This window comes from Prevotella sp. S7 MS 2 (genome assembly GCF_000762865.1).
In the GTDB taxonomy this organism is placed as follows: domain Bacteria; phylum Bacteroidota; class Bacteroidia; order Bacteroidales; family Bacteroidaceae; genus Prevotella.
The window spans coordinates 30,391-43,463 of sequence record NZ_JRPT01000039.1 but is presented as its reverse complement, the minus strand read 5'-3'; the positions used below and the strand labels follow the sequence as shown (position 1 = coordinate 43,463).

Sequence of the window (13,073 nt, the reverse complement as noted above, 5' to 3'; positions counted from 1 at the left end):
CATTTTGTATTTTACAAACTTATTGTTTCTCGGCAATAGCCTGTTTGATTAAGCCTTCAAGTTCCTCGCATAGTTCCGGATTGTCGCGGAGTAACGCCTTGGTAGCATCTCTACCTTGTGCCAATTTTGAACCGTTGTAGCTGTACCAGCTACCACTTTTCTGCACAATACCGTATTCAACGCCAAGGTCTACAATCTCTCCAATCTTGCTAATACCCTCTCCGAACATGATTTCGAATTCTGCCTTGCGGAAAGGAGGAGCCACTTTGTTCTTCACAACCTTAACACGTACTTCGTTACCAATCTGTTGGTCGCCGTCTTTGATGGCTGTGCTGCGACGAATATCTAGGCGCACCGACGCATAGAACTTCAGTGCATTACCACCTGTTGTGGTCTCCGGGTTGCCGAACATCACGCCAATCTTCTCGCGCAACTGGTTGATAAAGATGCAGGTAGTATTTGTTTTGCTGATGGTAGCCGTAAGTTTTCGCAGTGCTTGACTCATCAAACGAGCTTGCAAGCCCACCTTGTTATCGCCCATATCTCCCTCGATTTCCGACTTAGGAGTAAGTGCAGCGACCGAGTCAACGACCAAAATATCAATGGCAGATGAACGAATCAACTGGTCGGCAATCTCTAAAGCTTGCTCTCCATTGTCCGGTTGAGAAATCCAAAGGTTCTCTACATCCACGCCCAACTTTTCTGCATAGAAGCGGTCAAAAGCGTGTTCGGCATCGATGAATGCTGCGATACCGCCGGCTTTCTGCGCCTCAGCGATGGCATGGATGGCTAATGTTGTTTTACCAGAACTTTCCGGTCCGTAGATTTCGATGATTCTTCCGCGTGGGTATCCACCTACGCCGAGAGCCACATCTAGTCCGATACTACCGGTAGGGATGACCTCTACATGTTCTACTTGTTGGTCGCCCATGCGCATGATGGTACCCTTACCGAAATCTTTTTCTATCTTTGACATAGCAGCCTGAAGCGCTTTCAGTTTCCCCTCTTGTGCAGCTTTCAGTGCGTCTGTTGTTTCTTCTTTTGACATAATAAAGGAGTTATGTTGTTAATTGTAGTTATGGAGTTAAGCCAAATGCTTATGGGCGTAATCTCCTTGATATTTATTTTGTTACAGTCTTGATGTTGTTGGAGTTACAGAGTCTTGCGAAGAATTTTTGTAGCGTCTACTATTATCTCATGCATTATATATTTTTGTCGAAAGAGTGATTGATAATACCCTTACAATATCCATTAAGCAATTTACTAGTAGTTTCTATTTGTATACATAGACTGTCGTGTTGTGGCTGTGATATGTATTTTAAATCTTTCGCTAACAGTATGTAGTATCTGCATTCCTCCAAACTACCTTGAGCTATATTTAGAAACCTTAGCTTGTCGGCTTTGCTGAGTTTGCGATATCTTTCGGCTATATTGGCCGGGATAGAAACGGCTACTTGCTGGAATTGAGAAGTGAGTCCGAATTTCTCAGAATTAGGAAAAGAGGAAGTTACTTGATAAACAGAGAGCACAAACTTATGTGCTTCGCGCCATGCAATAATGTCTTGAAAAGAACAATTCATTGACTTTTATAAGCTTGTGGGAGTATAAGCATTTGGCTTAACTCCCAATTACTCCTCTAACTCCTTAACTCCTTGAAATTACAATTCCAACTCCCCACCGAATACTTCGTGCCAAGGCAGGCCGCATTCATTGAGTTTTTCCATGAATGGGTCGGGGTCGAAGTTCTCTACATTCCACACACCGGGCTTGCGCCATAGACCCTTGAAGAACATCATGGCACCAATCATGGCAGGTACACCGGTCGTGTAACTAACGCCTTGCATGCCTGTTTCCTTGTAAGCTTCTTGGTGTTTGCAGTTGTTGTAAACGTAGTAAGTGAGCTCTTTGCCATCCTTGATACCGCGAATACGGCAACCGATACTGGTCTCACCATCGTAGTTTTCTCCGAGATCTTGTGGATTTGGCAATACAGCCTTGAGGAATTGCAAAGGTACAATCTTTACTTTTGCAGTCTTACCTGAACCATCTGCCAACGGAGCTTCGTATTCTATTTCGTCAATACGGCTCATGCCTAGGTTCTGAATACAGTCAAGATAAGTGAGATACTGTTGCCCGAAAGTCATCCAGAAGCGTGCCTGCTTGATGGTAGGGTAGTTCAATACCAAACTCTCCAACTCTTCGTGGTGCATCAAATAGCTCTCGCGAGGGCCGATGTTTGGATAAGTCAGCGCCTTATGTACAGCCAATGGTTCGGTCTCAATCCACTGCCCATCCTTGTAATAGAGTCCCTTTTGTGTAATCTCACGGATGTTGATTTCGGGATTAAAGTTGGTTGCAAAGGCCTTATGATGGTTTCCGGCGTTGCAGTCAACGATGTCAAGTGTATGGATTTCGTCGAAGTGATGTTTGGCAGCATAAGCCGTATAGATACCGCTTACACCCGGATCGAATCCGCAACCGAGGATGGCTGTGAGGCCTGCCTTTTCAAATTTATCTTTATAAGCCCACTGCCAAGAGTACTCAAAGTGTGCTTCATCCTTTGGCTCATAGTTGGCTGTATCGAGATAATTCACCCCACAAGCCAAGCAAGCGTCCATGATGGTGAGGTCTTGATAGGGGAGAGCGAGGTTGATAACCAACTCCGGTTTGAAGCTGTTGAAAAGTGTTTTGAGCTGTTCCACGTCGTCGGCGTCTACCTGAGCCGTTTCTATGGGCATGTTCCATCCAGCTTTATGGATGTCTTCTACTATTTTGTCGCACTTCTCTTTCCGCCGACTAGCAATCATGAAGTCGGTGAATACATCAGCATTCTGTGCTATTTTGAATGCTGCCACGGTAGCTACGCCACCTGCTCCAATCATTAATACTCTTGACATAGTGTTTATTTTGTTGTTTTTGTGATTCTTAATTGACTATCTGTTTAATAGCTCTTTACTTCGTCGGCCTTGATTCCCAGTGCGCTCATGAGGCTGTATCCCAATATTTCTTGCCTAAAATTGCCACCTTCCATGGGTTGCATGGCAAAGATGGTGATGCGCTTTTCGTCGTCTATTTGGCGCAGTGTCTGTCGAATGGTAGCATAGAGCTCGCCTTGTTCTGCGTTAGGGATGACCATGATACGCTTCACTTCCGGGCGTTCCAATGCTAGACAGAGCACGTCTAATATCGCCTCGTCTTTAGAAGTCATCTTTCCTGCAGCGATGGTATTGACACTGAACTCGCCTAACTTCTCGTCTTTGAAAGCACGCCCATCCAACTCTTTGGCATAATCAGAAGGTTGAAAGTTGTCCATTTGCAGTTGATTTTCGTCATGAATGAGAACCATTTGTATTTCATTCTCACCCGGACGGACTCCTCCATCCAGCGCTATACATACACCCCATTGACTCATATCGGCCTTTGGAATGCGTCGTCCAATCATGCGTTCGAAGTTTACGGTGAGGTTAAAGACCACTTTGTCGATGTAATCGGCATCGGCAATCAACACGTTTTCACTCCATTTGATACTGTTAGTCTCTTGTGGATTCATACTTGCAAAGATAGTGTAATCTACTGGAAAGGCAAAGGAAAGCGTCGTTTATTTTGACTATGAAGGCGTCGTGGAATCACCATTGATTTATTGCAGAGGCTTGGCAGTGTTGCTGTCTCGGCTTTTCAGCATTACTGCCAAGCCCGAACAGAGATATTGCTACGGCCTTGCAGTTTGGTAGTTGAAGAGTTTACAAGTTGGCAAGTAGACGAGTTTAGACTCTAATAGCCCCACTCTTAAATATAAAAAAGGTTATTTTTGTATAGAAAAGCGGTTGGTTATAGTTTGTTATAGATTATTTACCATACCTTTGTTGCGAATTTGAGTTTCGGCTTATTATCGTAACGCTCTTCCTTTTACAAGTTAAATAGTAAGCAGCAGCTCCTTTAATTATTCTCTTAACTCCGATTTCCAGTATTTATTTAAAACATCATTTATTAAAAATGAACATTTACATTTCAGGCCTAAGCTACGGCACAGACGATGCAGCTTTGGGCAACCGTTTTTCAGAGTTTGGGGAAATTACATCAGCAAGAATCATCGCTGATCGCGAAACAGGACGTTCTAGAGGCTTCGGCTTCGTAGAAATGTCCAACGACGACGATGCTCGCAAGGCTATCGACGCACTTAATGAGACAGAGTTCGATGGTCGTACTATTTACGTAAAAGAGGCTATGCCCCGTGAGGAGCGTCCCCGTCGTAACTTCAACAACGACAGGAGAAGATATTAAATAAGAGTTGACGAATAGACAAGTAAACGAGTAAACTAGTTTATGAGTTTATAAGTGAACGAATGGACAATATGATTGATACCTCGTTAACTTGTCAACTGGTCTACTCGTCAACTTCTTTCAAAAACAAACAATGACATTTCAGGATTTAAAGATTGTAGAGCCTATATTGCAGGCCGTTTCAGAAAAAGGATATACAGAACCTACTCCCATTCAGGAGAAAGCCATACCGGTAGCATTACAAGGGCGCGATATATTAGGATGCGCACAGACCGGAACCGGAAAAACAGCGGCATTTGCCATCCCACTTATTCAACATATCAGTCAGACTTCGCAGAAAAGTCGTGGCATTAGTGCGCTTATATTGACGCCGACTCGCGAGTTGGCTCTACAGATAGAAGAGTGCTTGACCGACTATGCACGTCATACCGGCGTGCGACATGGTGTTATCTTTGGTGGAGTGGGGCAGCAACCGCAGGTCGACATGCTGCGCCGAGGCATTGATATACTCGTTGCTACACCCGGCCGACTGCTCGATCTCAAAGCTCAAGGATTGCTTCGACTCGACAGTATACGCTATTTCGTGCTCGATGAGGCCGACCGTATGCTCGATATGGGATTCATCCACGACATCAAGAAGCTATTGCCCATGCTGCCGAAACAGAAGCAGACCATGCTCTTCTCGGCTACCATGCCACAAGAAATACAGGAGATTACGCGCAAGATATTGCACAATCCCGCCCGTGTAGAGGTGACACCGGTCTCTTCTACCGTCGATACCATCGACCAACGACTCTATTTCGTAGAGAAACAAGAGAAGACTGCGCTACTTATCTCACTGCTCCATGAGCGCGACGAACGCTCCGTACTCGTGTTCTCTCGCACCAAGCATCGTGCCGACAATATCGTCCGTAAGCTTGTAAAAGCAGGTATCAAGAGTCAAGCCATCCATGGTAACAAGAGTCAGTCGGCTCGCCAATCGGCCTTAGGCAACTTTAAGACCGGTAAAACACGTGTAATGGTGGCCACCGACATTGCTGCCCGTGGTATTGATATCAACGAACTACCATTGGTTATCAACTACGATATCCCCGATGTTCCGGAAACTTATGTGCATCGTATAGGTCGTACCGGCCGTGCAGGAAATGAGGGTTTGGCTCTCAGTTTCTGCTGCGATGACGAAAGGAAACAGTTGAAAGATATACAGAAGTTGACGGGTAAGCGCATTCGAGTGGCTCAATAGAGTCTTAGTCCTTATCTATTAGCTTTGCATCATTATCTTTTAGAGCTCTTCAACTCTAAAAGGTTAATTTCTGGCCATGCCCCCAATCGAAACGGCATTGTCCCCCCTAAGCCCAGCGATACATAGAGTGTCTGCTGGGCTTCTTTGTATATACCACCCCATTCTCGGTATGCGAACCGTGCCGGGGAGAGTCGTCCTATCTTCACTTGTCCAGCATGCGTGTGCCCACTCAGCGTGAGTGCGATGTTGGTTTGGCTTACAATGTTGCGTCGCCAGTGCGTAGGATCATGACTTAAGAGTATTTTATACATGCTGTCGGGAAGCCCCTGCATGGCTCGCTGTAGGTCTCCATAAGAGGGAAATGGTGGTCGGCTGGTGTTTTCCACACCAATAAGAGCAATCTTATCGGATGCTTTTTCGAGCAATACGTGCTCGTTGAGCAGCAGTCGCCAGCCCATTTTCTCTTCTATGTAGCGCAACATGCGCTGATTGCGTTCCACATTTTGGAGCGTATGGTCTTTGCCATACTCGCAGTAGTCGTGGTTTCCTAGAATCGAATAGACACCGTATGGAGCGTGTAGTTGACGTAGATCGCGCATGAATGGCATCACTTCATCGGCGCTCACATTCACCAAATCGCCTGTAAAGACAATGAGGTCGGGATGTAAACGGTTGATTTCTTGTACGAGATGTTGAATGAACGAGTGACTTCTGAGGAATGTCCCGGCATGCAAATCAGAGAAATGAAGGATGCGGAATCCGTCGAACGATGGCGGTAGAAGTTCAGACTTGATAGTCTCTCTACGCACTGTGAGTCGCCGCCAACCCGCAATGAATCCGTAAGCAATGCTTGCCACCAAGGCCAAGGCAATGGTTAGACTTAGCCACGTGGGTAATATCAATGATAAAAGAGCGAATACCAATTTCGGTAATACGATGCATAGATTCAGCGAAAAGAAGATACGCAGGCACGTATTGTGATAGAATCCTAGATTGCCGGCAATGAAAGAACCTATTAAGACCACTGTCGGCAGTGCATAAAGCAGCGTTATCCACCATGCAACATCTGTACCTATGAAGTGAATCCAGATGTAAACATCGGGTACTATGAGTGCTATAAGGAAGGCTATGAAAGCTTTAAGCATAGTGATGTATGATGGTCCTGTTTTTACAAAGATAGCGTTTTCTTTGGTAAAAAAAACATAAACCGACGTGTTTTGTTGCGATTCTTTGGATATATTCCGTTAACTTTGCAATCTAGATTTAACAAAAATAGGTATTAAAAATTATAGGTAATGAAGAATCAAAAGATAACTTGGATAACCTCTGCATTGGCGGTTTTGGCGATCATATTGTTGATAAGTGCCATTCCGGGTAACGATATTATCACCCAAGATAAGGATACAGCCGTAGTCAATACGCAATTGTTGGGCAAGAATGTGAAAGGGTTTAGGAGTATGACGCCCCTTAAAATCTATATTCGTAAGAATAAAGTGGTGAAGATAGAAGCCCTTCCCAACCACGAGACTCCCAAGTATTTCAATCGTGCCAAGGCTCTGTTGGCATCTTATACAGGCAAGACTGTCAGCAAAGCAGCTAAGATGGACGTTGATGGAGTGTCTGGTGCTACTTACTCTTCCAATGCTTTGAAGAAGAATGTACAGCTTGGCTTGGATTATTACAAGCAGCATAAGTAAGAGAGCAATTCCTTCTATAAGTCCCCATGCAATGAGATGAGTCTGTTTGCATGGGGATTTTTGTATCTATATGTAACAGTCCTCTTAAAATAGAAGTGCAAAATCAACAAGTTGATAAAGTAAGTAGCATGTTGCCGGTAATTCACTTGGCGACGAGACATATATATTAAAATTCCCCGATAAAGGAGCTTTTACCATCTTCTTTATCGGGGGTGACTTCACTGGGAAATCGTTTTATTTTCAACTTATATTCTATTTTTTAGGCAATTCAAATTTATGTGGTTTGAGCATTTCTTTGGGATCGAGAGCCAAATCGAGTTGTTCTTTGGTCATAATGCCTTGCTCTAATACGATGTCGTAGACTGAACGATTGGTTTCGAGTGCCTCTTTGGCCACCTTGGTACTGGTTTTATAACCGATGTAAGGATTTAAAGCAGTAACGATACCGATGCTGTTTTTCACCATTTCGTAGCAACGTTCGCGGTTCACAGTGATGCCGAGCACGCACTCTTCGGTCAATGTATCGATGGCATTACGCAACCACCAGAGGCTTTCAAACATACATTCGGTAATCACAGGCTCCATGACGTTGAGTTCTAACTGGCCTGCTTCGGCTGCAAACGAGATGGTTGTATCGTTACCGATGACCTTAAAGCATACTTGGTTGGTCACTTCGGGGATGACGGGGTTCACCTTTCCGGGCATGATAGAAGAACCGGGAGCCTTCGCAGGTAGGTTGATTTCGTGCAAACCACATCGGGGTCCCGATGCCATGAGGCGGAAGTCGTTGCATATCTTAGACAGTTTCACGGCCAACCGCTTCAATGCCGATGAGTAACTAACGTATGCTCCTGTATCAGGAGTGGCTTCTACGAGGTCGGATGCAGAGATGAATGTCTCGCCAGTGAGCTTGCTTAGATTGGCTGCGCATAGCTTTGCGAAGCCCGGAACAGCATTCAGACCGGTTCCGATGGCCGTACCGCCCATGTTAATTTCGTGTAATAGCTTCACATTACGCTCTAGGTTCAGTATTTCTTCTTCCAAGTTGTTGGCGTAAGCATTGAATTCTTGCCCTGCCGTCATAGGTACAGCGTCTTGCAACTGCGTGCGTCCCATCTTGATGGTATCCTTGTATTCGTCGCCCTTGTAGCGCAATGCGCTGATAAGACCGGTGAGGCTGGCTACCAAACTCTTATTCATGCGAATGATGGCAAGGCGAATTGTGGTGGGATAAACGTCGTTGGTAGACTGTCCACAGTTGCAATGGTCGTTGGGATAACAGTATTGGTATTCCCCTTTCTTGTGCCCCATAATCTCCAATGCACGATTGGCTATTACCTCGTTAGCATTCATGTTGACCGATGTTCCAGCTCCTCCCTGCATCATATCAATGGGGAAGTTCTCGTGTAACTTTCCGTCTATAATCTCTCGACAAGCCTGTGAGATGGCTCCGGCAATCTCGTCGTTGATGACACCGAGGCTATGGTTGGTCTGCACGGCAGCCAGTTTAACGTACGCGATGGCGATGACGTAGTCGGGATAGTCGCGCATTTTTTTGCGTGAGATATGATAGTTGTTGATACCACGTTGTGTTTGTACGCCATAATAAGCGTCTGCCGGAACCTTCAGTTCGCCTAAAAGGTCGGACTCTACTCTGAATTTTTCTTCCATATTATTGTTTTTTGTAGGAGTAAGAATAAAGTTATCGGGAGTTAAACAACTTATCGTTGTATGGAGTTAGCAGACAAATGTATATTTGTTAGAGTCTATTTACTATTGTCTGCTAACTTCTGTTGTCTCCAGTTATCTTCTATTTACTCCAGTTATCTCTTTCTCATTAGAAACATTTAATTCTGTACATGAAGCCTAGTTCGATGCGGTTGGTGTTGTAGTCGGCCAAACCTGACTTCTCACTATAATTGAACTTACGCCCTATATAAGCTAAGAACAGGCGGAAATCTTGCTGGTGTACGGGGTAATATTCGATTGAGCCCATGTATCCAAACGATTTGCGATAGTTCTTATACTCTTCTATCTTAGAGACGCTAGCAGTCTCGTACATACCCTTGAGCATGAGGTTCCACTGTGGAGCAAACTGCCAATTGATTTTGCTGATGAACGAGTTATAGTGCACATCGCTGAAGTATCCGGACTGTTCGGAGCCAGTTTGGAGCAGACTACCCAGTTCTCCACTGGCGATACGAAGTCGGTCTAGGCCGTCGAACGCGCCCATATAGTCGAAGTACCATTGGAATTTGGGGAGATTCAACTTCTGTCCCAAGGTTATCATGCGCGAATATTTATGGCGTGCCTGCGTCTGAATACCCCACGCCCAACGAGTCTGTAGCACGTCGTTTAAGAAACTTCCGTTCCAGTTGACAATGTAGGTAAGGGGATTATTGCTGCCTGTAACGGCCTTTAATTCGCGTAATGAAGGACCCGCAGTAGCTACAACATTACCGCCATAGTAGTCGGCAAACTTGTCGTTATCGGCATCAGAGACTTCTACGGCAATCTCTTGTGTGGGTACAGGTTTATAAGATAACACCACTCCGGCGGTGAAGTTGTCCATGTTATCAACCATATCAGAGTACTGATAGATGTACATAGGGTTCTCATCAAATTCAAATCCCCCCCATATCTGGCACATCTTACCGGCTTGAACGGTCAGTTTGTCGTTGAAACTATAGCCTACCATCATAATGTCGGTGGCTTTGGCAAAGTTGTCTTTGCTCTTGGCTGCATCGCTTTTATTCAAGCGATGGCGGAAGCGATAGAACAGTTTGTCGGTGATATTACCCTTGATTTCCAAGCGTAACTGCTTGTTGGCGAATCCCGTTCCCCATACACCGTTTGTCTCTGTGGCGCTTCCTGAAGCCGCATAGTTGAAGTATACGTTGAAAGCATCGGTCTTCTTTTCCAGTTTCAGTACTCGTTCGGCCAAGGATTGATAATTCCCGTCTTGTCCGCCCATGCCTGTATTGCTGCCTTGTGCTGCCGCACCCATCGAGATACATAGTGCAGCTACAATTGATAGATATTGTTTCATAAGGTGCTAAATTTGTGTTTTAAATTTTTCAAAGAAACTCAACTTAGGAGTTATCGAAGTTTAAGCGCCTGCTAGGCGTTGGAGTAACAGAGGAAAATTAATAGATATTTGTCGGTTGACTTCAAGTCTCCAAGAGATTTAAACTCCTATTGACTCCTTCTAACTCCTAAGTTTGTGCAGTTTGAGATTAATACTTTTGGAAGTATTCCTGAATCTTCTGCCAGTCTTTGGTCTTGGTCAAAGCCAGCATCAAGAGTACACGTGCCTTCTGAGGATTGAGCGTTAGAGAAGCTATGAAATGGTATTTGGAGTCGTCAACCTCACCATTTAGGCAGGTAGGACCGGTAGGAACACGAGATGAACGTACGACGTTGATACCTTTAGCACGTGCTTTCAATGCTACATCAAACACGTCTTTATAGAAGTTTCCATCGCCTACACCGGCCAAAACGATACCATCGAAGTTGGCATCTACGAATGCCTGCATGGGTAGCGGAGAACAGTTGGCATAGCCATAGACGATACCTACCTGCGGTAACTTGTCGAGATTGTCTACCGAAAATTCGCTCTTGGTGGTGTGGATGTTGTCTACCGAGCTGTTGTAAATGGCTTCACCATTATATACATATCCCACTTTGCCGTAGTTGGCAGCTTGGAATGTGGCTACATCCGTGGTATGTGTCTTGATGACTTCTTTTGCATCGAGCAGCAGATTGTTCATACAACACATTACACCACGGCCTTTTGAATTGGCACTTGCTGCCGCAGCTACACCGGCATAGAGATTACCCGGGCCGTCGGCACTGATGCCTGTGGAGGGTCGCATAGATCCTACGAGGATGACAGGTTTGTCGCTATGCACAGTAAGATTCAAAAAATAAGCCGTCTCTTCCATCGTATCTGTGCCGTGAGTCACCACAACGCCGTCGTAACCTTCGTTGTTTAGTAATTGATTGATGCGTTTGGCGAGTTTCAGCCAAACCTCATCGTTCATGTCTTGTGAACCGATATTGACCAATTGCTCACCACTGACATCGGCCAAATCTAGCATTTGTGGAACGGCTTGTATAAGAGTTTGAACGCCTACTTGGCCTGCACTGTAAGCCGAAGAAGTTGCCGAAGCGCTGACACCGGCAATCGTTCCGCCCGTAGCAATGATACGAATCTTAGGCTTGGCAGCCATTGATAAACTGATAAACAGTGCAAATAGCACTACCAATGAATAAATTTTCTTTGTCATAATGATTAGAGATTGTGGCTTGACGCCGGGTTTATAAAGTTAAAAGATAGCATTATAGCATTTGCATAATGAGATAACCTACGCCTATGGATACGAAAGTAGTGATGAAACCCGATAACTGGAACGAGTGATTAAGCACATACTTACCGATGCGGGTAGTTCCTGTTTGATCGAAATTGATGGCTGCTACCTCAGTAGGATAGTTGGGAATGAAGAAGTAACCATTTACCGCTGGGAACATAGCTACCAACGCCAGCGGACTGATACCGAGTCCGATGCCGAGCGGATAAAGCGTTCTGACGGTTGCTGCCTGCGAGAATAACATGATAGACATGAAGAATAAGGCGATGGCAAAGAGGAAAGGATACTGCGTAACCACCTCTGCGATGTGAGATTTGAAGAACTCTAGATTGCCATTGAAGAAAGTATCGCCCATCCATGCAATACCAAATATAGATACCATGGCATTCATTCCGGCCGCAAAAACGTTACCTTCTACAGCTTTTTTAATGTTGGCTTTGCCGAAGAGCAGGATGAGTGCGGCCACAGACATCATGATAATCTCAATAGTTTCGGGCATGCCGAGTGTGTTCTTCACACCGTCTACCATGAACGAGGGGCGCAATGAAGGAGCTGAACCGAATATGACGACGAGCACAACTCCTAAAAGGAAAGCCCATACAGAACGTCGTGCATATTTCGACGGATGGCTTTCCATCTCTTCCATCTTGCGTAAATCGGCTTCGGGATTGATGATTCCCTCGCGCACTCGGCGCTGATATTCGGGATCGTCTTCCAACTCTTTACCCACAAAGTTTTGTACAAAGGCCGATACAAGAATGGCAATGAGCGATGCAGGAATACAGATGATGAGTATATCTTTGAGTTCGATGCCACGCCCACCCAGCAAGTCGGTACTGATAATGGCTGCTGTTGCGGCCGAGACAGGGCTTCCAGTGATACCTAGTGAAGCCGCGATGGTGGCCACACTTAACGGGCGTTCAGGACGAATTTTGGAATTCTTGGCTATTTCAGAGATGATAGGTAGCAGCGAATAAGATGTGTGTGCTGTGCCGGCAACAAGGCAGAAGAGCCATGTAGTGAGTGGTCCGTAGTACGTAATCTGTTGTGGATGACGGCGTAGAAAGCGTGCTGCCACGCCCACGAGATAGTCTAATCCACCGGCAGCTTGCAATGATGCAGCAGCCGTAATGACCGAAACGATGATGAGCATCACGTCAATAGGTAGTTTACCCGGCTTGAGTCCGAAAATGAAGACGAGTATAAATACGCCCACCATGCCATAGATACCGAGTCCGATGCTGCCAACTCGTGCACCGATAAATATCAGTGCCAATACGATAGCAAGCTGTATGAGTACCATTGTTGTTATCATAGATTGTTCGTTTTTAAATCCTTAATGTTTTTGTCAAGTAGTAATCTATCACAAAGATAGTGCAAACGAGTGCAATAAGAATTTATTCTTAAATTGCCGAGTGCAGTTTATCTTATACAAAGTTAGCTCGAAATGCAGTATCGGTCTTTATAAATTTCTGCTTGTTT

Annotated in this window: 12 protein-coding genes; 3 read left to right on the top strand and 9 right to left on the bottom strand. The window is 45.1% G+C overall.

The features are described 5' to 3' along the window. Positions 1–19: 19 nt before the first annotated feature. The 4 genes from recA to HMPREF0671_RS07755 all read right to left on the bottom strand — a co-directional run bounded on the left by recA (position 20) and on the right by HMPREF0671_RS07755 (position 3,550). On the bottom strand, positions 20–1,048 hold the full coding sequence (recA, locus tag HMPREF0671_RS07770; RefSeq protein ID WP_036899089.1) for a recombinase RecA: 1,029 nt from the start codon (positions 1,046–1,048) through the stop codon (positions 20–22). Positions 1,049–1,202: 154 nt separating this feature from the next. Continuing rightward, positions 1,203–1,580: a four helix bundle protein gene (locus HMPREF0671_RS07765; RefSeq protein WP_036899086.1), complete on the bottom strand. Its 378-nt coding sequence runs from the start codon at positions 1,578–1,580 to the stop codon at positions 1,203–1,205. 78 nt (positions 1,581–1,658) lie between these two features. Beyond that, on the bottom strand, positions 1,659–2,897 hold the full coding sequence (locus tag HMPREF0671_RS07760; RefSeq protein ID WP_036899083.1) for a saccharopine dehydrogenase family protein: 1,239 nt from the start codon (positions 2,895–2,897) through the stop codon (positions 1,659–1,661). A gap of 44 nt (positions 2,898–2,941) precedes the next feature. Then, on the bottom strand, positions 2,942–3,550 hold the full coding sequence (locus HMPREF0671_RS07755; RefSeq protein WP_036899080.1) for a DUF6621 family protein: 609 nt from the start codon (positions 3,548–3,550) through the stop codon (positions 2,942–2,944). Between the two features lie 443 nt (positions 3,551–3,993). Between HMPREF0671_RS07755 and HMPREF0671_RS07750 the strand changes: the two genes are divergently transcribed. Then, the gene (locus HMPREF0671_RS07750; RefSeq protein WP_036899077.1) at positions 3,994–4,281 is read left to right on the top strand and encodes an RNA-binding protein; all 288 of its coding nucleotides are present in this window, start codon (positions 3,994–3,996) and stop codon (positions 4,279–4,281) included. A gap of 133 nt (positions 4,282–4,414) precedes the next feature. Next, the gene (locus tag HMPREF0671_RS07745) at positions 4,415–5,524 is read left to right on the top strand and encodes a DEAD/DEAH box helicase (protein WP_036899074.1); all 1,110 of its coding nucleotides are present in this window, start codon (positions 4,415–4,417) and stop codon (positions 5,522–5,524) included. A gap of 32 nt (positions 5,525–5,556) precedes the next feature. On the opposite strand, the gene HMPREF0671_RS07740 is transcribed toward HMPREF0671_RS07745, so the two are convergent. Continuing rightward, complete coding sequence (locus HMPREF0671_RS07740) at positions 5,557–6,669, bottom strand: metallophosphoesterase (RefSeq protein WP_084589742.1); 1,113 nt, start codon at positions 6,667–6,669, stop codon at positions 5,557–5,559. A 150-nt stretch (positions 6,670–6,819) separates the two neighbouring features. On the opposite strand from HMPREF0671_RS07740, the gene HMPREF0671_RS07735 reads away from it, so the two are divergent. Continuing rightward, positions 6,820–7,221 carry an FMN-binding protein gene (locus HMPREF0671_RS07735; RefSeq protein ID WP_036899071.1) on the top strand — a complete coding sequence of 134 codons (402 nt, stop codon included), beginning with the start codon at positions 6,820–6,822 and terminating at the stop codon, positions 7,219–7,221. 252 nt (positions 7,222–7,473) lie between these two features. Here HMPREF0671_RS07735 and aspA read toward each other — a convergent pair whose 3' ends face one another. From aspA to HMPREF0671_RS07715, 4 genes are all read right to left on the bottom strand, one after another. Next, on the bottom strand, positions 7,474–8,892 hold the full coding sequence (gene aspA / locus HMPREF0671_RS07730) for an aspartate ammonia-lyase (RefSeq protein WP_036899067.1): 1,419 nt from the start codon (positions 8,890–8,892) through the stop codon (positions 7,474–7,476). 166 nt (positions 8,893–9,058) lie between these two features. Further along, positions 9,059–10,270: a porin gene (locus HMPREF0671_RS07725; protein WP_036899064.1), complete on the bottom strand. Its 1,212-nt coding sequence runs from the start codon at positions 10,268–10,270 to the stop codon at positions 9,059–9,061. Positions 10,271–10,457: 187 nt separating this feature from the next. Next, the gene (gene ansB, locus HMPREF0671_RS07720) at positions 10,458–11,513 is read right to left on the bottom strand and encodes an L-asparaginase 2 (RefSeq protein WP_369793958.1); all 1,056 of its coding nucleotides are present in this window, start codon (positions 11,511–11,513) and stop codon (positions 10,458–10,460) included. Between the two features lie 49 nt (positions 11,514–11,562). Next, positions 11,563–12,906: an anaerobic C4-dicarboxylate transporter family protein gene (locus tag HMPREF0671_RS07715; protein WP_036899058.1), complete on the bottom strand. Its 1,344-nt coding sequence runs from the start codon at positions 12,904–12,906 to the stop codon at positions 11,563–11,565. Positions 12,907–13,073: the final 167 nt, after the last annotated feature.